This window comes from Cellulomonas sp. URHD0024 (assembly GCF_000426185.1).
Taxonomy (GTDB): Bacteria; Actinomycetota; Actinomycetes; order Actinomycetales; family Cellulomonadaceae; genus Cellulomonas.
The window spans coordinates 861167-883699 of record NZ_AUEW01000001.1; the positions used below are offsets into that span (position 1 = coordinate 861167).

Below are 22533 nucleotides of genomic sequence, written 5' to 3' on the forward strand. Positions count from 1 at the left end.
CGCGGCGCCCGCACCCACGGCACGCGTGGCCCGCCGCACCCCGTTCGCGCTCGTGCTCGAGGTCGTCGCCTGGCTCACGGTGCTGAGCGGTTCCGTGCAGGTGGTCGCGCCGGGGTTCGTACTGCGCCTGCTCGGCGCGTCCGACGACGGCACGGCACGGCAGCTGTTCGCGACCGTCGGCATGTTCATGGTCGTCGCCGGCGGGCTCCTGGTCACGACCCTGCGCAGGCCTCGGCCCGATCCGGACGTGGTCGTCTGGTCGGCGGTGCAGAAGCTCGGCGCGTCGGTCGCGGTGGGCGTCGCGGTGGCCAACAGCGTGTTCGACCCGGTCGCCCTGGGCGTCGCCACGCTCGACCTGCTCACGTCCGTGCTGCTGCTCGTCTTCCTCAGGACGCAGGCACGCGAGAGGGGCGCGCGGCCATGAGGTCCCTGGTGCTGGCCGGTGGCGGGATGCGGGTCGCGTGGCAGGCCGGCGTGGTGCGGGCCCTGCAGGAGGACGGGTTGACGTTCGACCACGTCGACGGCGCGTCGGGCGGCATCATGACCGCCGGGATGCTGCTCTCCGGCGTGGACGGCGTGCAGATGTGCCAACGCTGGCGCGGCGTGGACGTGCAGGACTTCGGCTCGGCGCTGCCGCTGCGCGACTACCTGACCGGGCCGTGGAACCTGCCGGCCGTCGGCGACGCCGACGGTGTTCTGGACAAGGTCTTCCCGGCCCTCGGCATCGACGTCGCCGCCATCAACGCGAACCCGGTCGTCGGCACGTTCAACGTCGTCGACTTCACCACCAAGGAGTGCCTCGCGATCGAGTCGACGCACATCGACGCACCGCTGATGGCCGCCGGCATGTCGCTGCCGCTGTGGCTGACGCCGCTGAAGCGCGACGGGCACGTGTGGACCGACGCCGTGTGGGTCCGCGACGCCAACGTCGCCGAGGCCCTGCGCCGTGGCGCCGACGAGGTGTGGCTCGTCTGGTGCATCGGCAACAGCCCGCACTGGGGCGACGGCCCGCTGGAGCAGTACGTGCACATGATCGAGATGAGCGCCGCCGGTGCCCTGCTCGCGGACTTCGCGCTGGCCGACGCCCAGGGCCGCAGCTGGGTCCTGCACGTGGTCCGACCGGAGCACCCGCTGCCCCTGGACCCCGAGTTCTACCTCGGCCGCGTCTCTGCCGAGTCGCTCGTGCAGATGGGCTACCGCGACGCACGCCGCTACCTCGACTCGCGCACCGACGCCGGCGTGGTCAAGGACGCGTCGTGCACCGCGATGGTCGACCCACCGCCGTCGGCCCGCTTCACCGAGCACCTCACCGGCACGGTCGACGGCTCGCCGGTGACGCTCGACCTGACGGTCGTGATGCCGTTGGACGGCGCTCCCGACGACGCGGCCGTGGCGGGCGCGATCGACCACGGTCCCTGGCGCGACCGCCTGTACCTCGCCGACGGGCGGGTCGAGACGACACCGGAGCAGTTCAGCTATCACGGCACCCTGCGGCTCGACGGCCGGGTGCTCGACCTGGTCGCGACCCGCTCCCTGGTCGACGACGCCGGCTTCGACTCCTGGTCCGACCTGGACCACGTAGACGTGGCAGTCACCGACCGGGTCTCGGGGGATGCCGCGCTGCGAGTCCGCTTGCAGCTCGGTGCGGGCGGGCTCGCGAAGCTCGTCGGGTCCGTCGAGCCGGTCGGCGTGCACGGCGTGCTGGACCGCGCGGACGTGGAACGCCGGTTCCTGGCGCGGCTCGGACGGGGTCCGGGCGTGGGCTGACGGTCGTCGGGCACTGCGGCGTGCGTCACGCCGACAGACGCGGTGCGTCGGGGACCGGGTGGCTACGCTCGACACATGCCTCACGCCCGCGTCGCCCTGGCGCAGATCGACACGCGCGTCGGTGACGTCGCCGCCAACGCCCAGGCGGTCCTGGCCTGGGCACGCCGGGCTGCGGACGCCGGTGCCGACGTCGTCGTGTTCCCCGAGATGACGCTCACCGGCTACCCGATCGAGGACCTCGCGCTGCGCGCCTCGTTCCGCCGGGGTGCCGAGGAGGCGCTGCAGCGCACCGCCGCCGCGCTCGCCGAGGGCGGGCTCGGCGACCTCGCGGTCCTCGTCGGCACCGTCGGCGAGCGGTCGGTGACCCCGGTCCACGAGCCGCACGCCCCCGAGGGACCGCGGCGGCCGACGAACCAGGCGGTCCTGCTCCAGCACGGCGAGGTCCAGGCGCGGTACAACAAGCACCACCTGCCGAACTACGGCGTGTTCGACGAGTACCGGATCTTCGCACCGGGCGGCGACCTCATGGTGATCGACGTGCGGGGCCGGCGGGTCGGCGTCGTGATCTGCGAGGACATCTGGCAGGACGGTGGTCCGGTCTCGCAGATGGACGAGGCCGAGGTCTCGCTGCTCGTGGTGCTGAACGCGTCACCGTACGAGGAGGGCAAGGGCCATCAGCGGGTCGAGCTCGCTGCCCGGCGGGCGCACGAGGTGGAGGCGCCGGTCGCCTACGTCAACCTCGTCGGCGCCCAGGACGACCTCGTGTTCGACGGCGGCTCGTTCGTGATCGCCACCGACGGCCGCGTGCTGACGAGCGCACCGCAGTTCGAGGAGCACCTGCTGGTCTGGGACCTGCTCGACGACGACGACGCGCCGGCCACCGGTGAGCTCGCCCGGACGCTCGACCCCGACGAGGAGGTCTACCAGGCCCTCGTCGCCGGACTGCGCGGGTACGTCCGCAAGAACGGGTTCCGGTCCGTGCTGCTCGGCCTGTCCGGTGGCATCGACTCGGCTCTGGTCGCGGCGATCGCCGCCGACGCGATCGGCGGGGAGAACGTCGTCGGCGTCTCGATGCCGTCGGTCTGGTCCTCGGACCACAGCAAGGACGATGCGGAAGACCTGGCCAAGCGGATCGGCGCCGACTACCGCGTACAGCCGATCAAGCCCATGGTCGACGCCTTCGACGGCGAGCTCGCCCTCGAGGGGATAGCCGCCGAGAACCTGCAGGCCCGCATCCGCGGCGTCATCCTCATGGCGATCTCGAACCGGGAGGGCCACCTGGTCATCGCACCGGGCAACAAGTCCGAGCTCGCGACGGGCTACACCACGATCTACGACGCCGGCAGCATCGGCGGGTTCGCACCGATCAAGGACGTCGACAAGTCGCGGGTCTGGCAGCTGGCCCGCTGGCGCAACAACGCGGCGCTCGACGCGGGCGAGCTGCCGCCCATCCCCGAGTCGTCGATCACCAAGCCGCCGTCCGCCGAGCTGCGGCCGGGGCAGGTCGACCAGGACTCGCTTCCCCCGTACGACCTTCTTGACGAGGTCCTGGACGCCTACGTCGAGAACGCGGAGGGCCGACCCGAGCTGCTCGCACGCGGCTTCGACCCGGCCATCGTCGACAAGGTCCTCGCGCTGGTGGACCGCGCCGAGTGGAAGCGGCGGCAGTACCCGCTGGGCACCAAGGTCACGGCGCTGGCGTTCGGTCGCGACCGCCGGCTCCCCATCACGACCGCGTGGCGCGAAGCCTGATTCTTCGATGAGCAACAGGAGCAACGAGCGATGAGCCAGACCCCCAAGCGCGTGCGCGTGCACCACCTGCGCGAGGCGAAGGAGCGCGGTGAGCGGCTGACCATGCTGACGGCGTACGACGCCGTGACGGCGCACCTCTTCGACGCCGCCGGCATCGACATGCTGCTGGTCGGCGACTCGATCGGGAACACGATGCACGGCCACACGACGACGTTGCCGGTGACCGTGGACGACCTCATCCCCCCCGCACGGGCCGTCGCCCGGGCGGCGAAGCGTGCGTTCGTCATCGCGGACCTGCCGTTCGGCTCGTACGAGGCCGGCCCGGAGCAGGCGCTCGCCACGGCGGTGCGGATGATGAAGGAGACCGGCGTCGCCGCCGTGAAGTTCGAGGGTGGCAAGCGCGTGGTGCCGCAGATCAAGGCGATCACCGACGCCGGTATCCCGGTGGTCGCGCACCTCGGCTACACGCCGCAGTCCGAGAACCTGCTGGGCGGACCGCGGGTACAGGGTCGGGGCGACCACGCAGCCGAGGCCCTGTCCGAGGACGCCGTCGCCGTCGCCGCCGCGGGCGCGGTCGCCGTGGTGCTCGAGATGGTTCCGGCGCCCGTCGCGGCGCGCATCACGGAGGTCGTCGCCATCCCGACCATCGGCATCGGGGCCGGTGCCGGCTGCGACGGCCAGGTCCTCGTGTGGGTCGACATGGCCGGCATGACCGAGTGGTCGCCGCGGTTCGCCAAGCGGTTCGGCGAGGTGGGAGCCGCGCTCTCCGCAGCCGCGACCGCGTTCGCCGACGAGGTCCGCGGCGGCACCTTCCCCGACGCCGGTCACCAGTTCGACGCATGACGGCAGCCCGCGCGGTCCTCGTCGCGGGGATCGTCGTCGGTGCTCTCCTGCTGTGCCTCGCGCTGCCCGTCGGGGCGGGTCTCTACCCCGTGGCGCAGGTCGTCTCGTTCCGGGCGGTCCTGGGTCTGGGGTCGCTGGCCATGGCGATCCTCCTCGTCGCCCTGCCCGGGACCCGTCGAGCGCTCCTGCCGCTGGTCGTCGCGTTCGCCGTCGGGGCTGCGGCGCAGGGCTGCGTCCTGGCGTGGCGGAGCGTCCCGCACGGGCCCCCCACCGCGGAGAGCACCGACGACCTGGTGGTGCTGTCGTTCAACACCCTGGACGTCGTCTCGGCGCAGGACCTGTTCCAGCTCGTGGCGGCGCAGCACGCGGACGTCGTCGCGCTGCCCGAGACCTCGCACCCGACAGGCAAGAAGGTCGCGGCCCTCATGGCGCAGGCGGGCCACCCGATGCAGGTCCACACGGCCATCGGTGCGTCGCCGATGGTCAGCGGCACGACCCTGCTCGTCGGGGAGCGCGTCGGCGACTACCCCACGACGACGCCCCTGGCGACGAGCTTCGGCTCGCTCCGTGCAGACCCGATCGACCCCGCGACCTCACCGGTCGTCGTCGCCGCGCACCCGATGTCTCCGGGCCACCGGCGCACCATGGACGCGTGGCGCCACGACACGGCGTTGATCGCCCACACCTGCGCGACGACCCCCGGCGCGATCGTCGCGGGCGACATGAACGCGACGCTCGACCACCCGGGCCTGCGCGACCTGGGCCCCTGCGTGGATGCGGCGCGCGAGGTCGGCGAGGCGGCGCACGGCACGTGGCCGTCGTCGGCACCGAGCCTCCTGGCCGCTCCCATCGACCACGTCTTCGTCGACGGGCGGGTGTGGCGGGTCGTGCGGTTCGCCGTCCTGCCGGCGACCGGCGGAAGCGACCACCGACCGATCGTCGCGACCCTGGAACGACGCTGAGTCAGCGCTTCTCGTCCTGCTCGTCCCAGGCCTGGTTGCGTCGCCGCGCGGTCTCGAGCGCCTTCGTCGCCTCCTCCCGGGTGGGGTACGGCCCCATGAGCTTGGTGTAGTCGCTCTGCCGGCCCTCCTCCACCTGGTGGGTCTCGATGTTGAAGTAGAACCCGTCGGCCATCACGCTCTCCCTCGGTCGCGGGCGCCCGTCCGGCTGCGGTGCCCTCCCTTCCGTAGACTGCCAGGTATGTCGTCCGTGCACGCGCCGCGCAGCGCCCTGGTCCCCGGTGCGGTCAGCCCTCGCCGCCCGGTCCCCTCGTCGATCGCCCGGCCCGAGTACGTGGGTCGCCCGGGTCCCGCACGGTGGACGGGGCCCGACGCCTTCGACGACGAGATGATCGGACGCATCCGGGTTGCGGCGCGCATCGCGGCGCAGGCGCTGGCTGTCGTCGGCGAACGTGTCGAGCCGGGTGTCACCACCGACGAGCTCGACGCCGTCGGCCACGAGTTCCTGCTCGACCACGGGGCCTACCCGTCGACGCTCGGCTACCGCGGGTTCCCCAAGTCGTTGTGCACGTCGATCAACGAGGTCATCTGCCACGGCATCCCGGACTCGACGGTCGTCGAGGACGGCGACATCGTGAACGTCGACATCACGGCGTTCGTCGGCGGCGTCCACGGCGACAACAACGCGACGTTCCTCGCGGGTGACGTCGACGAGGAGTCCCGCCTGCTCGTCGAGCGGACCCAGGAGGCCCTGGCCCGGGCGATCAAGGCGGTCGTGCCGGGGCGCGAGCTCAACGTGATCGGGCGCGTGATCGAGAAGTACGCCGCGCGGTTCGGGTACGGGGTCGTCCGTGACTACACCGGGCACGGCGTCGGCCCGGCGTTCCACACGGGGCTCGTCGTCCCGCACTACGACGCGGCTCCGGCGTACGACACGCTCATCGAGCCCGGCATGGTCTTCACCATCGAGCCGATGCTGAACCTCGGCACCCCCGACTGGATCGTGTGGGACGACGACTGGACGGTCGTGACGGCCGACGGCCGCCGCAGTGCGCAGTTCGAGCACACCCTGCTCGTCACCGAGACCGGAGCGGAGATCCTGACAGTGCCATGAGCGAGGACAAGAAGCACACGAAGAAGCACGGCACGGCGTTCGGCGTCGACATCGGCGGGAGCGGGATCAAGGGCGCGCCCGTCGATCTGGGCGACGGCGAGTTCGGCGCGGACCGGGTGCGCATCCCGACACCTCAGCCGTCGACGCCCGACGCGGTGGCCGCCACCGTCGCTGAGGTCGTCGACTCGTTCCACCTGGACAAGGGAGTCCCGATCGGGGTGACCTTCCCGGCGGTGATCCTGCACGGCGTCGCGCAGTCCGCCGCCAATGTCGACAAGTCCTGGATCGGCACCAACGTCGAGAAGGCCGTCCAGCACGCGACCGGACGCAAGGTCCTCGCCGTCAACGACGCTGACGCCGCCGGCTACGCCGAGGCCCTCTACGGCGCCGCGAAGGGGGTCGACGGCGTGGTCCTCATGGTCACGCTCGGGACCGGCATCGGCTCGGCACTCATCGTCGACGGTCATCTCGTTCCCAACACCGAGCTCGGCCACCTCGAGATCGACGGCCACGACGCCGAGTCACGCGCCGCCGAGAGCGCGCGCGACCGCGACGACCTCTCCTGGGAGGCGTGGGGAGAACGGTTGCAGCGGTACTTCACGGTCGTCGAGAACCTGTTCTGGCCGGACCTCATCGTGGTCGGCGGCGGCGTCAGCAAGCACCACGAGAAGTTCCTGCCGCTGCTCGACCTCCGCACGAAGATCATCCCCGCCGAGCTGCGCAACGCTGCCGGGATCATCGGCGCCGCGGCGCTCGCCGCCGACTATCGCGGCTGACCTTGTCCGTCCTGGTCGAGGTCGCAGACGGAGTACACGTCGCGACGAGTGCCGTGTACATCACGACGTCGACGGTGGTCGTCGCGCCCGACCGGTCCTGCCTCGTCGTCGATCCCGGCGTCACGGCGCACGAGATCGACCTTCTCTCGTCGTCGATCCGCGTCCACGGCTGGCGGCCGGTCGCGGTCTGGTCGACGCACGGGCACTGGGACCACCTCCTGGACGGCGGCATGTTCACGGGACTGCCGCGCTGGTCGGGGGGCTGGCCCGTGGACGTCGAGACCCTCATGACCGAGCGCGACGAGGACGACGAGCTGGCCCGCGTGCTGCTCGCCTCGCACGGCGACTCCCCCGCACCCGTCGTCGTCCCGCCGCCGGTGCGGTACCCGTCGAAGGACGGCTGGCTCGACTGGGACGGTCCGTTGGTCCGGGTCGTCGAGCATGCCGCGCACGCCCCTGGCAGCACGTCGCTGGTCGTGCCGTCTGCGGACGCGCTCGTCGCCGGAGACGTGCTCTCGGACATCGAGATCCCACTGCTCGACCTGTCGGCACCGGACCCGGTCGGGACGTATCGCGCCGCCCTGGACCTGCTGGCCGGAACCGCGTCCCTCGTGGTCCCCGGCCACGGGCACGTCGGTCCCCTGTCTCCTCGGGTCGCCGCCGACCGCGCCTACCTCGACGGCTCCTTCGCCGGCGACGCACGCCTGCTCGACCCGTGGCTCGCGGCCGTTCACGAGGCGCAGAGGGCCGTCCTCGCCGGCTGACCGCGTGCGACGATGGCGGCATGGTCTGGTCCCTGGTCGGCGGCGGCGCGATCCTCGCACTCGCCCTGTTCGCCATCGACCGGATGGTCGCGCGGGGCTGGTTCGACCGGCGGACCCCCCGGGAGCGGCCCGCGGCGTCCTCCGGAACCGGATCCGGGTTCCTCGGTGACCTGATCGACGTCTTCCAGCCCAACCACGTGCACCTCACGGCTGAGCAGGAGCGTCAGGAGGCTGACATCCAGCACGCCGAGGACGCCTGCCTGCCCATCGACCTCGACTCCGGCCACGTCCGCCTCGATCCCCGGTAGCGGGCCCCCGAGTCGGCGCCTAGCGTGCCTGGCATGCCTCCTGTGATCTCCCAGCTGGTGATCGACTCCGCGAACCCCTACGCCCTGGCCGCATGGTGGCGCGACGTCCTCGACTGGACCTACGTGTGGGACCCGGCGGCCGGGGACGACGAGATCGAGCTCGCACCGCCCGACGGCTCCGCGACCAACCTGCTGTTCGTCAAGGTCGACGACACCAGGTCCGTGAAGAACCGCCTCCACCTCGACCTCCGCCCGCCGAACGGCTCCACCCAGCAGTCCGAGCTCGACCGCCTGCAGGCCCTGGGCGCCGTCCCTCTCGACATCGGCCAGGGCGACGTCCCCTGGCGCGTGCTCGCGGACCCGGAAGGCAACGAGTTCTGCCTGCTGGGCCGCACACCCGCCGAGCAGGCCGCCCGCGAGGCTGAGGAAGCCAGCGACTGATCCGGCTGGCGCACGCTCGGACCGGGCGGAGAACCGCGCGAAGACCGGCGAGCAGGTGAGTGTCGAGGTGTCGACCCACCTGGTCGGTTCGAGCTGTTGTGCGCGGATGAGTCAGTCGATACGCCGGGTTCTGTCCTCGCGCGCGGTTGCCCGCAGCTGCGCGAGTGGCGGCCATCCCTCTACGACGTACGTTGCCGCACGCCTCCAGCGGCCTACCCGGGAGCTCGGGCGAGCAGCCCTCGAACGCTCCCTGTCTGACCTTGCTCCGGGTGGGGTTTACCGAGCCGCACCGGTCACCCGGCACGCTGGTGGTCTCTTACACCACCGTTTCACCCTTACCTCCTCGGCCGAGGCCGAGAAGGCGGTCTGTTCTCTGTGGCACTTTCCCGCGGGTCACCCCGGGTGGGTGTTACCCACCACCCTGCTCTGCGGAGCCCGGACGTTCCTCGGCGGGCCCGGAGGCCCGACGCGGCCGCCTGACTGACTCATCCGCGCCGCAAGCGTAGCCGCAACTGCCTAGACGTCGACCCGGTAGTCCAGGGAGAGCTCGTCGCCGGAGACCCCGCGAATGCCCCAGTTCTGCGGTGGGCTCTCGATGATGATGATCTCGAGGTCGTCGGCGGCCAGGCCGAGCGTGGGCGCGACGTCGTCGTAGAACGCGGCGATCAGGGCCCGACGAGCAGCGACCGACCGTCCCGTGAAGCACAGGATCTCAACGACCAGGTAGTCCTTCGATCGGGGCGCGACCAGGTCGTCCGCGTCGAGCAGGAGGAACCGGTGGAACCGCTTCTCCGGCGGAAGGCCCCACGTCCCGACGATCACCCGGTGCACGGCATCCGACACCGAGCCGCGGCGGTCCTGCCAGACGTCACGCCGGCCGTAGATCTTCACGTGCGCCATGCGGTCCTCCTCGCGTTGCCTCGTCGCGCGGAGCCTACAGTTCAGGCGTGCTCGTGCTCCTGCCGCCCTCCGAGGGCAAGACGCCGCCGCGCGCCCGCGGCCCCCTTCTGGACCTCGACGCCCTGTCCGCCCCGGGTCTGACCCCGATGCGCGAGAAGGTGCTCGACGCGCTCGCCGCGGTCAGCGCGTCGCCGGACGCGCTCGACATCTTGGGCGTCGGGCCGAGCATCGCCGACGACGTCGCCCGGAACGTCGCGCTGCGCACCGCAACGACGGCGCCGGCCACGAAGGTCTACACGGGGGTCCTCTACGCGGCGGCCGGGATGGACCGGCTGACACCGACGGCACGGGTGCGGGCGGCGGACTCGGTCCGCATCGTGTCCGGGCTGTGGGGTCTGGTGGCACCCGACGACCACATCCCGGCGTACCGGCTGTCGATGGGCACGGACCTGCCCGGCATCGGCCCGCTCGCGGGTGCGTGGAGGGCGGCGCTCGGAGTCGAGCTGCAGGGACGCGCCGAGGGCGAGCTGGTCGTCGACTGCCGGTCGGCGACCTACCTGGCGGCGTGGCACCCGCCGAGGACCGCCGACTGGGTGGCGGTGCGCGTGCTCCGTCAGGAGAGGGACGGATCGCGATCGGTGGTGTCGCACAGCGCCAAGCACACGCGCGGGGTGCTGACCCGGCACCTGCTCACCCGTCGCGGAAAGGCGCCGCACGACGCGACGACCCTGGCCCGGGTCGCGGGTGAGCTCGTCGGCACGGACCTGCTCGCCGTCGAGCTCGGCCCGCCGGCCCGAGGTGCGCGGACGCTGTCGCTCGTCGTCGCGTGAGGCGCGTTCCGTGGTGGCTGGTCGCCGTCCTCGCGACGGTGCTGGTGGTGGCTACCGGCTGGCTCCCCCACGACGATGCCGTCGAGCTGGCCGAGCGCACGTTGCCCATCCTGGCCTTCGTGGCGGGTCTGACCGTGGTCGCCGAGATGTGCGCCGGTGCCGGCCTGTTCGAACAGGCGGCCGGACTGGCCGCGCGACTCGCCCGGAACCGGCGCTGGGCGCTCTGGTCGCTGGTCGTCATGCTCGCGATCCTGAGCACGACGGTCCTGTCGCTGGACACGACGGCGGTGCTGCTGACGCCGGTCGTCATCGCGCTCGCCCGACGCACCCACACACCGCCGCTGCCCTTCGCGATGGCCGTGCTCGCGCTGGCGAACACCGCGTCGCTCGTGCTGCCGGTGTCCAACCTGACCAACCTGCTGGCCGACCACGTGCTCGAAGAGGCCGGCGTCGGCTACCTGGGCCTGATGTGGGCGCCCGCCCTCGTGGCGATCGTGGTCACGGTCGCGGCCCTCGCACTCCGCGACAGACGAGTGCTGCGCGGCTCGTTCGACCCGAACCTGCCCAGGCGCCCGCGCGACAAGCCGCTGCTCCTCGTCTCGGCCGTGACGGTCATCGTTCTCGGCGTGGCGTTCGCGCTCGGTGCGCCGACGGCACCCACGGCGATCGCTGCGGCGGTCGTCCTGCTCTTCGTGACGCTGGCCAGGCACCAGAAGCTGCCCGTGAGGGCCCGGGAGCTCGTGCCGTGGCGCACCCTGCTCGTCGTCCTCGGCCTGTTCGCCGTCGTCGAGACGCTGCACTCCCACGGGCTGGGCACCCTGCTCGCCGACGCGTCCGGCACCGGCCACGGCGCGACGGACCTCCTGCGGGTGGCCGGCGTCGGCGCGCTCGCCGCGAACGGGCTCAACAACCTGCCCGCCTACCTCGCCCTGGAACCCGCGATGGGCGGCGACCCGCTGCGCGTCGGCGCCCTGCTCATCGGGACGGGCGTGGGACCGCTGGTCACACCCTGGGGATCATTGGCGACGGTCCTGTGGTGGCAGCGCTGCCGCACGGTGATGCTGGACGTGCCGACCGGGACGATCGTGCGACAGGGTCTCCTGCTGGCGCCGGTGGCCGTCGTGCTGTCGACGCTGGCCCTCGTCGCGACGCACTAGGGGCGGCCGCCCCAGCCCTCGCTCGGTGCACCGACGACCGCGACCTCGTTGCGGCGGTCCTCGAAGAGCCGGACGATGCTCACCGACGCAGGCGCCACCCTCAGCTGGCTCCACGACGACGGCTGCGCGCCCATGGTGACGCCGAGCACCGCACGGATCGACACCGCGTGGCTCACCACGACGACGGTGCGGTCGACCCCCTCCGCCAGGAGGCCTTCGAGCCCGCGGCGCACCCGGCCACCCACGTCCTCGATCGACTCCCCGCCCGGCGGGCGGAGGTTCGCCTGCGTGTGCCAGGGCTCGAGCTGCCCGGGCCAGCGCTCCTCGATCTGCTCCGAGGTCAGGCCCTCCCAGTCGCCGAAGTTCGCCTCCTGGAACGTCGGGTCCGTCCGGACCGGCAGGCCGAGCCGCTCGGCGATGATCGAACCGGTCATCTGCGTGCGGACCATCGGGGAGGCGATCACCAGGCTCGGGTAAGGGATGTCGCCCCACAGGTCGCGACCGACGCGGTCGACAAGGTCCGCCGCGGCGTGCGCCTGTCGGACACCCGTCTCGTCGAGCGGCGGCCCGGGAACGCCCGACCCCGAGTAGCCGCGCGACACGGTCATCGTCGTCTGCCCGTGCCGGACGAGCACCACGGTGACGGGCTGCTCGTCGTCGAACCGGACGCCAGCGCCGGACGGTCGAGGTGCCCGGCCGAGGGGCGGTGCGGCGACGTCGCTCACGTGGGAGGTCTTGCGGTCCATGGCCAGGTTCGCGAGGCGGTCGGCGGCGCCGTTCTGGGCGCGAGGCACCCAGGTCCAGGTGACGCGCGCGGGGTCGACGATCTCGGAGGCGAGTCGAGCGAGCCGACGCATGTCCTCGTGCTTGATCTGCCACACACCGCGCATCTGCTCGATCACGAGCCGCGAGTCCATCCGGACCTCGATGTCGGCGGACGGGTCGATCGCGACGGCAGCACGCAGCCCGGCGACGAGCCCGGAGTACTCGGCGACGTTGTTGGACACGACGCCGAGGTACTCGGCCCGCTCCGCGAGGACCGCGCCGGTGTCGGCGTCGCGTACCAGCGCGCCGTATCCCGCCGGACCCGGGTTCCCCCGGGATCCGCCGTCGGCCTCGACGACGAGCCGGCGCGCCACGGTCAGCCGCGCGGCTGCTCGGGCAGCCGCACCAGGATCCGCCCGCACTCCTCGCACCGCACCACCTGGTCCTCGGGCGCCTTGCGGATGGCCTCGACGTCCAGCGGGTTCAGCTCGAGCCGGCAGCTCTCGCAGCGGGCACCGCGCAGCGCACCGGCCCCGCGACCTCCCAGCTGCGCCCGAAGCTTCTCGTACAGGGCGACCAGTGCCGCGTCGAGGCCCTGGACCGCAACAGCTCGCTCCGCGCGGATCTTCTCGGCGTCGGTGTCCAGCGCTGCGAACGCCGCATCCCGCTCCTCCACGACGGCGGCCCGACGCGACGCCAGCGAGTCGTGCGCGCTCGTGACCTCGGCCAGCGCCTTCTCGTGCGCCTCGAGCCGCTCCATGACGTCCAGCTCGACCTCCTCGAGGTCCGACTGCCGACGACCGAGCGCGACCAGCTCGTGCTGCAGCGCCTGCAGGTCCTTCGGGCTCCCCTGACCGGAGTCGAGCCGCGCCTGGTCCCGCGCGGCGCGGTTGGCGACCTGCTCGACGTCGGCCTCGGCCTTGGTCAGCTCTCGCTTGAGGTCGCCGACCGCGGTCCTGCTGGTCACCAACGCGGTGTGCAGGTCGTCCACCTGCGAGTCGAGCTCCACCAGGCGTGCCAGCTCCGGCAGGGTCCGTCGCTTGTGCGCGATCTGGTCCAGCCGGGTGTCGAGCTCCTGGACGTCGAGCAGTCGGCGCTGGTCCGCTGCGGGGGCTGTGGTCACGGGTGTCCTTCGGTCGAGGCGTGTGGTGCGGTCTGCTCGGGGCTCGCGACGCGACCCGTCCACGGGTCGGTGCTCAACGTGCTGACGCGCACCTCAACCGTAGTCCCCGCGGCGGCGGCATCGTGCTGCAGGGCCCGAGCGGCGTGCTCGAGCCACGGCCACTCGGACGCGAAGTGGGCGACGTCGACAAGGTACGGGAGCCCGTCCTCGTGCTCCGCGCGTTCCCGAAGCTCGGATGCCGGGTGGTGGCGCAGGTCGGCCGTCACGTAGGCGTCGACGCCGGACCGACGCACCGCGTCGAACAGCGAGTCGCCAGACCCCCCCACCACGGCGACGCGTTCCACCCGGCCGTCCGGGTCGCCGGCGAACCTCACACCCTGTTCCGTGAACGGCAGAGCCTTCGCGACGACGTCCGCGAACCCACGCAGAGTCGTCGGCACCGCCAGCCGTCCGACCCGGCCGATGCCGGTCGACCCCGGCCAGGACGCGAGCTCCAGCACGTCGAACGCAGGCTCCTCGTAGGGGTGCGCCTGTCTCATGGCGGCGACCACGGCTGCGCGCAACCGGCGCGGGGCGACCATCTCGACGCGGGCCTCGACGACCCTCGACGCGACGCCTGCGGTGCCGATCGCGGGGTTCGCCTGCTCCGACGGCGTGAACGTGCCTTCGCCGGTCGACGTCCACGCGCACCGCGAGTACTCCCCGATCGCCCCGGCACCCACGGCGGCGAGCGCGTCGACGACCCGCTCGGCGCCCGCGACCGGCACGAAGACCACGTGCTTGTCGAGCGCCTCGCCCGGTGCGGCGTCCAGCGGCGAGGTCTCGACGAGCCCGAGCGCCTGCGCGAGCGCGTCTGCGACGCCGCCCGAGGCCGCATCGGCGTTGGTGTGTGCCGTGTAGAGCCCGATCCCGCCGAGCACCAGGCGGTGCAGCAGCGCGCCCTTGAAGGTCGTCGCCGCGATCGAGTGGACCGGCTTGAGGAGCAACGGGTGGTGGGTCACCACGAGGTCCGCCCCCCATGCCGCGGCCTCGTCGACGACCGTCGCGACCGGGTCGACGGCGAACAGGACGCGTGCGACGGGCTGCGACGGGTCGCCCGTCACGAGCCCGACCGCGTCCCAGGACTGCGCCGTGGAGGGCGGGTAGCGACGTTCGAGCAGCTGCACGACGTCGGCCAGGGTCGCTGCGGTCACGCCTGCACGTTACCCAACGCGGGCCACGTCGCCGACGCCGATCGAGCCCGTCCGGACGGGCACCATCTGGATCCCGAACCACACCTCGCCGTCGCGGCGCCGGTGACGGGCCAGCGTGCGCAACGGCTCCTTGCCCTTGTGCTGCGTGTCCGGGTCGATCGTGGTCAGCACGCACCGCCCGCAGGTGTCCGCGAACCGGAGGAGGACGTCTCCGATGGTCACGGTCGGCCAGCCGTCCTCCTCGAAGGGCTCGAGGTCTCCGTCGAGGACGATGTTGGGCCGGAACCGGCGCATGTCGAGCGTCGGGCGAGGCTCCGGCGGCACCCGCCCGGCGTCGAGCGCCTGCTGCACCAGCTCGTCGTGGACCTCGTCGGCCCAGCGGTTCAGCCGGGCCAGCGACGCGGTCGTCGTGACGTGCACGGGGCCGGTGTCCGTGAACGCCAGCGGGTCGTCGAGCGTGCCGCCGTGCCGCTCGGACATCCCCCGACGCCGCGGGTCGTCGAGCCACACGAACCGCACCGACCGCCCCAGCAGCTCGGAGCACCACTGCGCGGCCTCGGCGCCCGCATGGGTCGCGACCGGCAGGCGCGTCATCTCGATCGGCACATCGGGCGCTCCCTGCGGCTCAGCCACGGTGATCGTCGGCAGACCGGCGCCGGACAGCTCCACGCCTCCGTCGACGGTCCTCGCGTGCGCCGCCAGCATCCGCGGGAACCTGCGCGCGGTCAGGGTGGCACCGTCGTCCTCGACCAGCATCCAGCGCCGGTCGCCCCGCGGTCCGGCGACGTCGACGGCCATCCTCGACAGCGGGGTGCCGGCGAAGGACTTCACCGGGAACACGGTCAGCGCGGAGACGACGGGCACCAGCGGACCATAACAATCAGGCAACCTCGGCACAGGTTCCGCCACGTTCTGCCAGCATGTGCCGCATGCTCCGTGGCCTCACCGTCGCCGTGTCCGTCGTCGCACTCACCTGCATGCTGAGCGCATGCGCGAGCACGCTCGACCCCGAGACCCCGTCACCGACGTCCTCGTCGAGCGATGCACCGAATGCCTCACCCGCCGCTGCCGCGAGCAGCACACCGGCCGGACCCTCCGCCCAGTGGCCGACCGCCGTGTCGGAAGAAGACTTCATGTCGGGCACAGAGGCCGCCGCCGTCTGGCTGGTCACGGGGCCTGAGGACGACGCCGAGTCGTGGAACCCGATCGAGACCGCCGCTGCCGAGGCCGGGTACGACGTCGCCTCGATGCCGGTCGGCTGCCACGACACGTCCGACGCCCTCCTCGAAGCTCCCGGGACGGACATCTGGTCGGACGCCTGGGGTCTGGCGGTGTTCTTCTCGTCCGACGCGGACGCCGCCGCGTTCGTGGCCAGGTGGACCGGAGACGCACCCGTGGTCGCCGGGATGGGCCACGTGCAGTGCGACTTCGGCTGATCCGCGCCTAGCGGAGCCGCTGCACGCGGCTCTCCACGTGGTCCCACGCCGCCGCGGAGACGCCTGGGTGCACCGACCGGTCGATGTCGACCAGCGCGGCCGAGGTCGCTTCGACGGTCTGGGTCACCGCCCGCCGCGCGCGGACGGGCGGGAGACCCCAGGAGACACCCTCCGCGACGAGGTCGTCGACGGTGATGTCGGCGATGGCCCGCCGGCCGGCGACGTCGAGCGCCAGGAGGCCCGACGAGACCCCGGTGTGCTCGTGCATCGACACGTCGTACGCCGGTGCCAGACGGACCCTCGCCCCGTCGTCCTGGCGCACGAACGAGTGGTTCTTGGCGTGCGCGTCGGTGTTGCCGACCAGCACGGTGAAGGTGGCGAGCCGCAGCAGCGGGTCGGTGGTGGATCCGCCGTCCGTGAGCACGCGAGCAGCCGCCGCGTAGGACGGGAGGGCGCGCCCACGCTGGAACTTGCGGTCGGGGTCCGCCGTGGACAGGCCGAGCGCCTGAGCGAGGTCTTCCTGGTGGACGCGACGCACCGAGCCGCCGTCGGTGACGCGGTCGTACCGCTCCACGACGATCGCTCGCACGTCCGCGAACCGCTCGACCCGTGCCTGCACGCTGGTCAGCCCGACGCGCCGAGCCAGGTCGAGCGCGGCCGCCTCGGTGTCGATGAGGTCACGCGTCGCCGACCGGTCCGGCCGGGACAGCTTGAGGATGTGGGTCGACGGTGCACCGCCACGCACCCGGGCCCACCCGCCGGGCGTCTTCGCGAGCGCGACCTTGGGTTCCAGCCCGGCGAGGGACGTCAGGGAGTCCAGTCGCTCGCCACCTCCGCCGTGCCGTGCCGCATGGGTCAGCATCGCGGCGATCTCGTCGGCGTCGACGGGCTCGAGCCGGCCGGTCGTTGCCGGGTCCGGGGCCCCCTCGTCGACGAGCACGACGGCGCCGGCGGTGTCCTTGCCGTACACCGCCAGCATCGCCAGCGTGTCGTCGGGGTCGATGCGGTGCTCGGCAGCCATGGTGCTGCGGGCGCGTCCTTCCGGGAGCAACCCCTCGAGCCAGACCCGGACGCGGGTGGGCTGCCGACCCTCGGGCGTCCCCACGGGCAGCAGGTGGGAGAGGACCCGGGAACCGTTCCCCCAACGGCGCAGGGCCTCGTCGCTCCACCTCAGCGCGATGCCCGACCGCTCCGGGCGCACGGTGGCGGCCAGCGTGCCGTAGAGCCAGACGTCCAGGGCGCCGGTCACCGTTGCTCGACCCGCAGGACGACCCCCAGCTCGCGCAGCACCGCGAACAGCCGGTCGGTGTACAGGCTCGGCTTGCCCTGCTCGATCTCGTTGACGTACCTGCGGGAGATGCCGAGCTCGTCGGCCAGCTCGGCCTGCGTCAGCCCGCGGGCCGTGCGCGTCTCCCGCAGGAACTGGCCGAGGTCACTGGGGCGGGTCACCCACGCCCACGGCAGCTCGTCGCTCATGAGGGCCTCCATGTCACCATATCCGCACATCGGGCGGTGGTAACGATATCGTTACTCATGCCCGATGTCACCATATGGTGACGCACGAGAGAGGGGTGGGCCCGGCCGGTTTCGAACCGGCGACCTCCGCGGTGTAAACGCGGCGCTCTGACCAGCTGAGCTACAGGCCCCTGACGACGACGGGCGCTCAGCCTACCGGTCAGGCAGCGACGAGTGCTGCGACCGCGGCCCGGTAGTCGGACAGCTCGCGCGCACGACCGGGTGGGTTCACGACGGACCAGCGCAGGATGCCGTCACCGTCGACGAGGAAGCTGCCCCGGACCGCGTGCCCCTTGGCCTCGTCGAAGACGCCGTAGGCCCGCGCGACCTCGCCGTGCGGCCAGAAGTCCGACAGCAGGTCGAACCCGAACCCCTCCTGGGTGGCCCAGGCGCGCAGCGAGTGCTGGGGGTCGCAGGAGATGACCGCCACGTGCACCCCGGCACTCTCGAAGTCGGCGATGTTGTCGCGCAGCTCGCACAGCTCGCCGGTGCACGTGCGCGAGAACGCGAACGGGACGAAGACCAGGACCGTGGGACCACCACGCAGGCCGCTCAGGGTGACCGGCGTCCCGTGCGTGTCCGGCAGGGAGAAGTCCGGGGGCGCTTCACCGAGCGCGGGGGTCGTCATGGAGCGACCCTAACAACCGTCAACGCCCGCGGCCTCTGGCGGCAAGTCGGGTTGCCGACCAGTCGGTGGCGATCGACAGGGTGCTCATCGCGTGCAGGCCGGACGTCGTCGCGGCCTCCTCGATGTCGCTGTGCGACACGTGGCCGGTGCGACCTGCCTTCGGGGTGAGCACCCAGATGGGGCCGTTGTCGTCGAGCACGGTGAGGGCGTCGACGAGCGCGTCCGTGAGGTCCCCGTCATCCTGCCGGAACCAGATCACGGCACCGTCGGTGACGTCGTCGTAGTCCTCGTCGACAAGCTCGGTACCGGTGATGGCCTCGAGCCCGGACCGCAGCGTGTCGTCGACGTCGTCGTCGTAGCCGAACTCCTGGATCACCTGTCCCGCGGCGAAACCCAGACGAGAAGCCGCGTTCGCGGCGTCGTCCGTGGTGGATGACACGTCCTGACCGATCCCTTCCCTCGCTCGCCCCGGGCCGGGACGACGCAACCTGTTGCCAAACCGTAGCCCACCGCACGGGCACGTGGCCTGGCAAGACACGAGGTCGGAGACAACCGCACGACCGGTGTCACGGACGTCACGTGTCGCTTCGGGACGCTCGGTGTGACTTTCAGGCCGTCGGGGTCCGAGAATGGGTCGACTACCCGCACCTCGTCACCGCGCCCAGGCAGGCGTACGCGACGGGGCAGGGCACAGATGCGCCGCCGATGCCGACCGGGCTCGTGCGCGCGGACGAGACGCTAGGAGCGCAGGTGGCTTCGATCGACGAGACGGGACCGCTCATCGGCGGCCTGCTCAGCCAGGTCCCGGACATCGATCCGGACGAGACCGGCGAATGGGTGGAGTCCCTCGACGGACTCATCGACGAGAAGGGCGGACCGCGCGCGCGGTACGTGCTGCTGAGCATGCTGCGGCACGCCCGACAGCGGAACGTGGCCATCCCGGCCTCGCTCAACACGCCGTACGTGAACACCATCGCGGTGCACGACGAGCCGTACTTCCCGGGCGACGAGGCGCTCGAGCGTCGCTACCGATCCTGGATCCGCTGGAACGCCGCCGTGATGGTGACGCGCGCGCAGCGGCCCGGTGTGGGCGTCGGCGGGCACATCTCCTCGTACGCGTCCGTCGCGACGCTGACCGAGGTGGGCCTCAACCACTTCTTCCGCGGCAAGGACCACCCGGGCGGCGGTGACCAGGTCTACTTCCAGGGCCACGCCTCCCCCGGCGTGTACGCCCGCGCCTTCCTGGAGGGGCGGCTGTCCGAGCACCAGCTCGACGGGTTCCGTCAGGAGCTGTCCCACCCGGGCGGCGGGCTGCCGTCCTACCCGCACCCGCGCCTGGCGCCGGACCTGTGGGAGTTCCCCACGGTCTCGATGGGCCTCGGCCCGTCGTCGGCGATCTACCAGGCCTGGACCAACCGGTACCTGCACCTGCGCGGCATCAAGGACACCAGCCAGCAGGACGTGTGGGCGTTCCTCGGCGACGGCGAGATGGACGAGCCTGAGTCCCGCGGCATGCTCCAGCTGGCCGGCCAGCAGGGCCTGGACAACCTCACCTTCGTCGTCAACTGCAACCTGCAGCGGCTCGACGGCCCGGTGCGCGGCAACGGCAAGATCATCCAGGAGCTCGAGGCGCAGTTCCGCGGCGCCGGCTGGAACGTCATCAAGGTCGTCTGGGGCCGCGAGTGGGACGCCCTGCTCAACGCCGACAAGGACCGCGCGCTGGTCAACCTGATGAACACGACCCCGGACGGCGACTTCCAGACGTTCCGGGCCGAGAACGGCGCGTTCATCCGCGAGCACTTCTTCGGCCGCGACCCGCGCACCAAGCAGCTGGTCGAGAAGATGACCGACGACGAGATCTGGGCGCTCAAGCGCGGCGGGCACGACTACCGCAAGATCTACGCCGCCTACAAGGCCGCCCGCGAGCACACGGGTCAGCCGACGGTCATCCTCGCGCACACCATCAAGGGCTACGGCCTGGGCTCGGGCTTCGCCGGGCGCAACGCCACGCACCAGATGAAGAAGCTCAAGGGCGACGACCTCAAGACCCTGCGCGACTCGCTGCACATCCCGATCACGGACGAGCAGATCGACGCCAACCCGTACGTCCCGCCGTACTACCACCCCGGCACCGAGGACGAGGGCATCCGGTACATGCTCGACCGCCGCCGCCAGCTCGGCGGGTTCGTGCCCGAGCGTCGGACCACCCACAAGACCCTCGTCCTCCCGGAGGACAAGGTCTACGAGGGCCTGGCGAAGGGCTCGGGTCACCAGGAGGTCGCCACGACCATGGCGCTCGTGCGCCTGTTCAAGGACCTGGTGCGCGACAAGGAGTTCGGTCACCGCCTGGTCCCGATCATCCCCGACGAGGCCCGCACGTTCGGCCTGGACTCGATCTTCCCGAGCGCCAAGATCTTCAACACGAACGGCCAGAACTACATGGCCGTGGACCGCGAGCTCATGCTCTCCTACAAGGAGTCCGAGTCCGGCCAGATCATGCACACGGGCATCAACGAGGCAGGGAGCGCGTCGGCGTTCCAGGCCGTCGGCACGTCCTACGCGACGCACGGCGAGCCGCTGATCCCGTTCTACTTCTACTACTCGATGTTCGGGTTCCAGCGCACCGGCGACCAGTTCTGGGCCGCCGGCGACCAGATGGCCCGGGGGTTCCTCATCGGCGCCACCGCCGGCCGCACCACCCTCACGGGCGAGGGTCTGCAGCACGCCGACGGACACTCCCCGCTGCTGGCCGGGACCATGTCGCACGTCGTGCACTACGACCCGGCGTACGGGTACGAGATCCGGCACATCGTCCGCGACGGCATCCACCGGATGTACGGCGAGAACGACGACCGCGACCCGAACGTCATCTACTACCTCACGGTCTACAACGAGCCGATGCGGCAGCCGGCCGAGCCGGAGAACGTCGACGTCGAGGGCATCCTGCGCGGCATCCACCTGATCTCGCCGATCGAGGGTGACGGGCCGCGTGCCCAGATCCTGGCGTCGGGCGTGGCGGTGCCGTGGGCGCTCGAGGCCAAGCAGCTGCTCGCCGACGACTGGGGTGTCCAGGCAGCCGTCTGGTCAGTGACGAGCTGGAACGAGCTCCGTCGCGACGGTCTGGCCGCCGACCAGCGGGCCTACCTGCACCCCGGCGAAGAGGAACGCGTCCCGTACCTCACGCAGAAGCTGCAGGGCGCCGAGGGTCCGTTCGTCGCGACGACGGACTACGACCACCTCGTCGCCGACCAGGTCCGCGCCTGGATCCCCGGCACGTACGCGACGCTCGGCGCCGACGGCTTCGGCTTCTCGGACACCCGCGCGGCGGCCCGTCGTCACTTCAAGATCGACGGCCCGTCCACGGTCGTGCGCGTGCTGCAGCAGCTGGCCCGTTCGGGCGCGGTCGACCCCGCGGTGGTCGGACAGGCGATCGATCGCTACCGCCTGCACGACGTCACCGCCGGCACGTCCGGCAATGCGGGCGGCGAGAGCTGACCGCTGACGCATGACGATGGCCCGGGCGCTCGCCCGGGCCTTCGTCGTCGGTGCCCGAGCGGGTGGATCAGTTGTTCTGCTCGGCCCGCGCCAGCTCATGCGCGAGCTCGAGCTTGAGCTCGGCGGTCGCCGCCGTGTCGGGATGCAGGTCGAGGGCGGCGAGGTGCTGCTTGGCCTCGAGCGGCCGGCCCGCCTCGATCGACGCGAGGACCAGCTGCCGGCCCACCTCCGGGTCGTGCTCACGCGGGCGCCAGTGCCCGACGCCGAGGCCGACTGCGTCGACCGGCATGTCCGCACTGCGCAGCAGTGCCAACGCCTCGACCAGGGCCCGCCCGGACGGGTCCCGCTCCGCTGCGGTCGTGAGCCGGCGCAGAGTTCCCTCGTGGTCGTCGGCGACCGACAGTCGCGCGACCTCGATGAGCGGGTACCAGGCGCGCGGGTTCCCGGCGAGCTCCTCGCCCAAGGCCCAGACAGCGAGGTCCGCGGCACGCCGGCGTTCACCGTCGTCGGTCGGGGCTGCGAGCGGGTCCTCGTCGGCGATGGTGGCCTCGGCAGCCCTGCGGCGGACGATCTCGGCCAGCGCGACGAAGGCCCGTTCGTTGTTCGGGTCGTCGCTCAACATCGAGCGCAGCGCGTCCTCATGGAGCGTGTCCCCACGCCGCGCGGCGGTGGTCGGCCGACGCGCGCCAACCCGCGAGGCCGAAGACGGCCGTCGCATGAGCTGACGCAAGCGGGGCAGGAGTGCCATGAAACGACCATATCCCGTA

26 protein-coding genes, 1 tRNA gene and 1 other RNA gene are annotated in these 22533 nt (G+C 71.9%); 14 read left to right on the forward strand and 14 right to left on the reverse strand.

Translation table 11 applies throughout. From position 1 onward, the window contains the following. Nucleotides 1-25 precede the first annotated feature (25 nt). The 5 genes from I847_RS0104005 (at nucleotide 26) to I847_RS0104025 (ending at nucleotide 5324) form a co-directional block, all read left to right on the forward strand. On the forward strand, nucleotides 26-424 hold the full coding sequence (locus I847_RS0104005; protein WP_028048665.1) for a hypothetical protein: 399 nt from the start codon (nucleotides 26-28) through the stop codon (nucleotides 422-424). Further along, entirely contained in the window at nucleotides 421-1767 is a 1347-nt protein-coding gene (locus I847_RS21810) for a patatin-like phospholipase family protein (RefSeq protein ID WP_034608823.1), read from the forward strand. Before I847_RS0104005 ends, I847_RS21810 begins: the two co-directional genes overlap by 4 nt. A gap of 75 nt (nucleotides 1768-1842) precedes the next feature. Next, nucleotides 1843-3519, forward strand: a complete 1677-nt coding sequence (locus I847_RS0104015) for an NAD+ synthase (RefSeq protein ID WP_028048666.1) — start codon at nucleotides 1843-1845, stop codon at nucleotides 3517-3519. A 30-nt stretch (nucleotides 3520-3549) separates the two neighbouring features. After that, a complete protein-coding gene (panB, locus tag I847_RS0104020; protein WP_028048667.1) occupies nucleotides 3550-4362 on the forward strand; it encodes a 3-methyl-2-oxobutanoate hydroxymethyltransferase in 813 nt (270 codons plus the stop codon). Beyond that, nucleotides 4359-5324, forward strand: a complete 966-nt coding sequence (locus tag I847_RS0104025) for an endonuclease/exonuclease/phosphatase family protein (RefSeq protein ID WP_028048668.1) — start codon at nucleotides 4359-4361, stop codon at nucleotides 5322-5324. Before panB ends, I847_RS0104025 begins: the two co-directional genes overlap by 4 nt. Before the next feature lies 1 nt (nucleotide 5325). Here I847_RS0104025 and I847_RS26530 read toward each other — a convergent pair whose 3' ends face one another. Beyond that, nucleotides 5326-5496: an SPOR domain-containing protein gene (locus tag I847_RS26530; RefSeq protein WP_155855978.1), complete on the reverse strand. Its 171-nt coding sequence runs from the start codon at nucleotides 5494-5496 to the stop codon at nucleotides 5326-5328. Nucleotides 5497-5553: 57 nt separating this feature from the next. Here I847_RS26530 and map point away from each other — a divergent pair, with 57 nt between their 5' ends. Genes map through I847_RS21820 form a run of 5 tightly spaced genes read left to right on the forward strand, consistent with a single transcriptional unit; the run spans nucleotide 5554 to nucleotide 8724 of the window. After that, the gene (gene map / locus I847_RS0104035) at nucleotides 5554-6435 is read left to right on the forward strand and encodes a type I methionyl aminopeptidase (protein WP_028048669.1); all 882 of its coding nucleotides are present in this window, start codon (nucleotides 5554-5556) and stop codon (nucleotides 6433-6435) included. Further along, a complete protein-coding gene (ppgK, locus tag I847_RS0104040) occupies nucleotides 6432-7211 on the forward strand; it encodes a polyphosphate--glucose phosphotransferase (RefSeq protein ID WP_028048670.1) in 780 nt (259 codons plus the stop codon). Before map ends, ppgK begins: the two co-directional genes overlap by 4 nt. A gap of 53 nt (nucleotides 7212-7264) precedes the next feature. Next, nucleotides 7265-7975: an MBL fold metallo-hydrolase gene (locus tag I847_RS21815; protein ID WP_231384065.1), complete on the forward strand. Its 711-nt coding sequence runs from the start codon at nucleotides 7265-7267 to the stop codon at nucleotides 7973-7975. A 20-nt stretch (nucleotides 7976-7995) separates the two neighbouring features. Beyond that, nucleotides 7996-8283 carry a DUF6191 domain-containing protein gene (locus tag I847_RS0104050; protein WP_028048671.1) on the forward strand — a complete coding sequence of 96 codons (288 nt, stop codon included), beginning with the start codon at nucleotides 7996-7998 and terminating at the stop codon, nucleotides 8281-8283. 33 nt (nucleotides 8284-8316) lie between these two features. Continuing rightward, complete coding sequence (locus I847_RS21820) at nucleotides 8317-8724, forward strand: VOC family protein (RefSeq protein ID WP_034608826.1); 408 nt, start codon at nucleotides 8317-8319, stop codon at nucleotides 8722-8724. Between the two features lie 103 nt (nucleotides 8725-8827). On the opposite strand, the gene rnpB is transcribed toward I847_RS21820, so the two are convergent. Both rnpB and I847_RS0104060 read right to left on the reverse strand, forming a co-directional pair. Continuing rightward, an RNA gene (rnpB, locus tag I847_RS25390) (RNase P RNA component class A) lies at nucleotides 8828-9212 on the reverse strand. A gap of 28 nt (nucleotides 9213-9240) precedes the next feature. Continuing rightward, on the reverse strand, nucleotides 9241-9624 hold the full coding sequence (locus I847_RS0104060) for a tautomerase family protein (RefSeq protein WP_028048672.1): 384 nt from the start codon (nucleotides 9622-9624) through the stop codon (nucleotides 9241-9243). A gap of 47 nt (nucleotides 9625-9671) precedes the next feature. Between I847_RS0104060 and I847_RS0104065 the strand changes: the two genes are divergently transcribed. Continuing rightward, nucleotides 9672-10454, forward strand: a complete 783-nt coding sequence (locus I847_RS0104065) for a YaaA family protein (protein WP_028048673.1) — start codon at nucleotides 9672-9674, stop codon at nucleotides 10452-10454. After that, nucleotides 10451-11611: an SLC13 family permease gene (locus I847_RS0104070; RefSeq protein WP_028048674.1), complete on the forward strand. Its 1161-nt coding sequence runs from the start codon at nucleotides 10451-10453 to the stop codon at nucleotides 11609-11611. Before I847_RS0104065 ends, I847_RS0104070 begins: the two co-directional genes overlap by 4 nt. Here I847_RS0104070 and I847_RS0104075 read toward each other — a convergent pair. Genes I847_RS0104075 through I847_RS26535 form a run of 5 tightly spaced genes read right to left on the reverse strand, consistent with a single transcriptional unit; the run spans nucleotide 11608 to nucleotide 15827 of the window. Continuing rightward, on the reverse strand, nucleotides 11608-12807 hold the full coding sequence (locus I847_RS0104075) for a bifunctional RNase H/acid phosphatase (RefSeq protein ID WP_369751701.1): 1200 nt from the start codon (nucleotides 12805-12807) through the stop codon (nucleotides 11608-11610). The genes I847_RS0104070 and I847_RS0104075 overlap by 4 nt on opposite strands. Then, a complete protein-coding gene (locus tag I847_RS0104080; RefSeq protein ID WP_028048676.1) occupies nucleotides 12753-13499 on the reverse strand; it encodes a zinc ribbon domain-containing protein in 747 nt (248 codons plus the stop codon). Before I847_RS0104080 ends, I847_RS0104075 begins: the two co-directional genes overlap by 55 nt. Beyond that, complete coding sequence (locus I847_RS0104085) at nucleotides 13496-14692, reverse strand: Nif3-like dinuclear metal center hexameric protein (protein ID WP_028048677.1); 1197 nt, start codon at nucleotides 14690-14692, stop codon at nucleotides 13496-13498. The genes I847_RS0104080 and I847_RS0104085 overlap by 4 nt, the downstream gene beginning before the upstream one ends. A gap of 9 nt (nucleotides 14693-14701) precedes the next feature. Beyond that, nucleotides 14702-15556: an MOSC domain-containing protein gene (locus I847_RS0104090; RefSeq protein WP_231384066.1), complete on the reverse strand. Its 855-nt coding sequence runs from the start codon at nucleotides 15554-15556 to the stop codon at nucleotides 14702-14704. 16 nt (nucleotides 15557-15572) lie between these two features. Beyond that, nucleotides 15573-15827 (reverse strand): hypothetical protein, encoded by a 255-nt coding sequence (locus I847_RS26535; RefSeq protein ID WP_155855979.1) that lies wholly within the window; start codon nucleotides 15825-15827, stop codon nucleotides 15573-15575. On the opposite strand from I847_RS26535, the gene I847_RS26540 reads away from it, so the two are divergent. Further along, nucleotides 15826-16128 (forward strand): hypothetical protein, encoded by a 303-nt coding sequence (locus I847_RS26540; protein ID WP_155855980.1) that lies wholly within the window; start codon nucleotides 15826-15828, stop codon nucleotides 16126-16128. The genes I847_RS26535 and I847_RS26540 overlap by 2 nt on opposite strands. A gap of 7 nt (nucleotides 16129-16135) precedes the next feature. Here the strand turns inward: I847_RS26540 and I847_RS21825 are convergent, their stop codons facing one another. The 5 genes from I847_RS21825 to I847_RS0104120 all read right to left on the reverse strand — a co-directional run bounded on the left by I847_RS21825 (nucleotide 16136) and on the right by I847_RS0104120 (nucleotide 18710). Continuing rightward, nucleotides 16136-17377, reverse strand: a complete 1242-nt coding sequence (locus I847_RS21825) for a type II toxin-antitoxin system HipA family toxin (RefSeq protein WP_051274423.1) — start codon at nucleotides 17375-17377, stop codon at nucleotides 16136-16138. After that, nucleotides 17374-17604, reverse strand: a complete 231-nt coding sequence (locus tag I847_RS0104105; RefSeq protein ID WP_051274487.1) for a helix-turn-helix domain-containing protein — start codon at nucleotides 17602-17604, stop codon at nucleotides 17374-17376. The genes I847_RS21825 and I847_RS0104105 overlap by 4 nt, the downstream gene beginning before the upstream one ends. Nucleotides 17605-17700: 96 nt before the next feature. Continuing rightward, a tRNA-Val gene (locus tag I847_RS0104110) sits at nucleotides 17701-17774 on the reverse strand. 29 nt (nucleotides 17775-17803) lie between these two features. After that, the gene (locus I847_RS0104115; RefSeq protein ID WP_028048681.1) at nucleotides 17804-18271 is read right to left on the reverse strand and encodes a peroxiredoxin; all 468 of its coding nucleotides are present in this window, start codon (nucleotides 18269-18271) and stop codon (nucleotides 17804-17806) included. 19 nt (nucleotides 18272-18290) lie between these two features. Continuing rightward, nucleotides 18291-18710: a DUF3052 domain-containing protein gene (locus I847_RS0104120; RefSeq protein ID WP_028048682.1), complete on the reverse strand. Its 420-nt coding sequence runs from the start codon at nucleotides 18708-18710 to the stop codon at nucleotides 18291-18293. Between the two features lie 311 nt (nucleotides 18711-19021). Between I847_RS0104120 and aceE the strand changes: the two genes are divergently transcribed. Next, on the forward strand, nucleotides 19022-21766 hold the full coding sequence (gene aceE, locus I847_RS0104125; RefSeq protein WP_028048683.1) for a pyruvate dehydrogenase (acetyl-transferring), homodimeric type: 2745 nt from the start codon (nucleotides 19022-19024) through the stop codon (nucleotides 21764-21766). 67 nt (nucleotides 21767-21833) lie between these two features. Here aceE and I847_RS0104130 read toward each other — a convergent pair whose 3' ends face one another. Next, a complete protein-coding gene (locus tag I847_RS0104130) occupies nucleotides 21834-22514 on the reverse strand; it encodes a hypothetical protein (protein WP_028048684.1) in 681 nt (226 codons plus the stop codon). Nucleotides 22515-22533 lie beyond the last annotated feature (19 nt).

Coding starts and splice junctions, on each gene's coding strand:
- I847_RS21810 (WP_034608823.1), top strand. CDS start 421: ATGAGGTCCCTGGTGCTGGCCGGTGGCGGGATGCGGGTCGCGTGGCAG.
- I847_RS0104015 (WP_028048666.1), top strand. CDS start 1,843: ATGCCTCACGCCCGCGTCGCCCTGGCGCAGATCGACACGCGCGTCGGT.
- panB (WP_028048667.1), top strand. CDS start 3,550: ATGAGCCAGACCCCCAAGCGCGTGCGCGTGCACCACCTGCGCGAGGCG.
- I847_RS0104025 (WP_028048668.1), top strand. CDS start 4,359: ATGACGGCAGCCCGCGCGGTCCTCGTCGCGGGGATCGTCGTCGGTGCT.
- I847_RS26530 (WP_155855978.1), bottom strand. CDS start 5,496: ATGGCCGACGGGTTCTACTTCAACATCGAGACCCACCAGGTGGAGGAG.
- ppgK (WP_028048670.1), top strand. CDS start 6,432: ATGAGCGAGGACAAGAAGCACACGAAGAAGCACGGCACGGCGTTCGGC.
- I847_RS0104050 (WP_028048671.1), top strand. CDS start 7,996: ATGGTCTGGTCCCTGGTCGGCGGCGGCGCGATCCTCGCACTCGCCCTG.
- I847_RS21820 (WP_034608826.1), top strand. CDS start 8,317: ATGCCTCCTGTGATCTCCCAGCTGGTGATCGACTCCGCGAACCCCTAC.
- I847_RS0104060 (WP_028048672.1), bottom strand. CDS start 9,624: ATGGCGCACGTGAAGATCTACGGCCGGCGTGACGTCTGGCAGGACCGC.
- I847_RS26540 (WP_155855980.1), top strand. CDS start 15,826: ATGTCGGGCACAGAGGCCGCCGCCGTCTGGCTGGTCACGGGGCCTGAG.
- I847_RS26535 (WP_155855979.1), bottom strand. CDS start 15,827: ATGAAGTCTTCTTCCGACACGGCGGTCGGCCACTGGGCGGAGGGTCCG.
- I847_RS0104105 (WP_051274487.1), bottom strand. CDS start 17,604: ATGAGCGACGAGCTGCCGTGGGCGTGGGTGACCCGCCCCAGTGACCTC.
- I847_RS0104115 (WP_028048681.1), bottom strand. CDS start 18,271: ATGACGACCCCCGCGCTCGGTGAAGCGCCCCCGGACTTCTCCCTGCCG.
- I847_RS0104130 (WP_028048684.1), bottom strand. CDS start 22,514: ATGGCACTCCTGCCCCGCTTGCGTCAGCTCATGCGACGGCCGTCTTCG.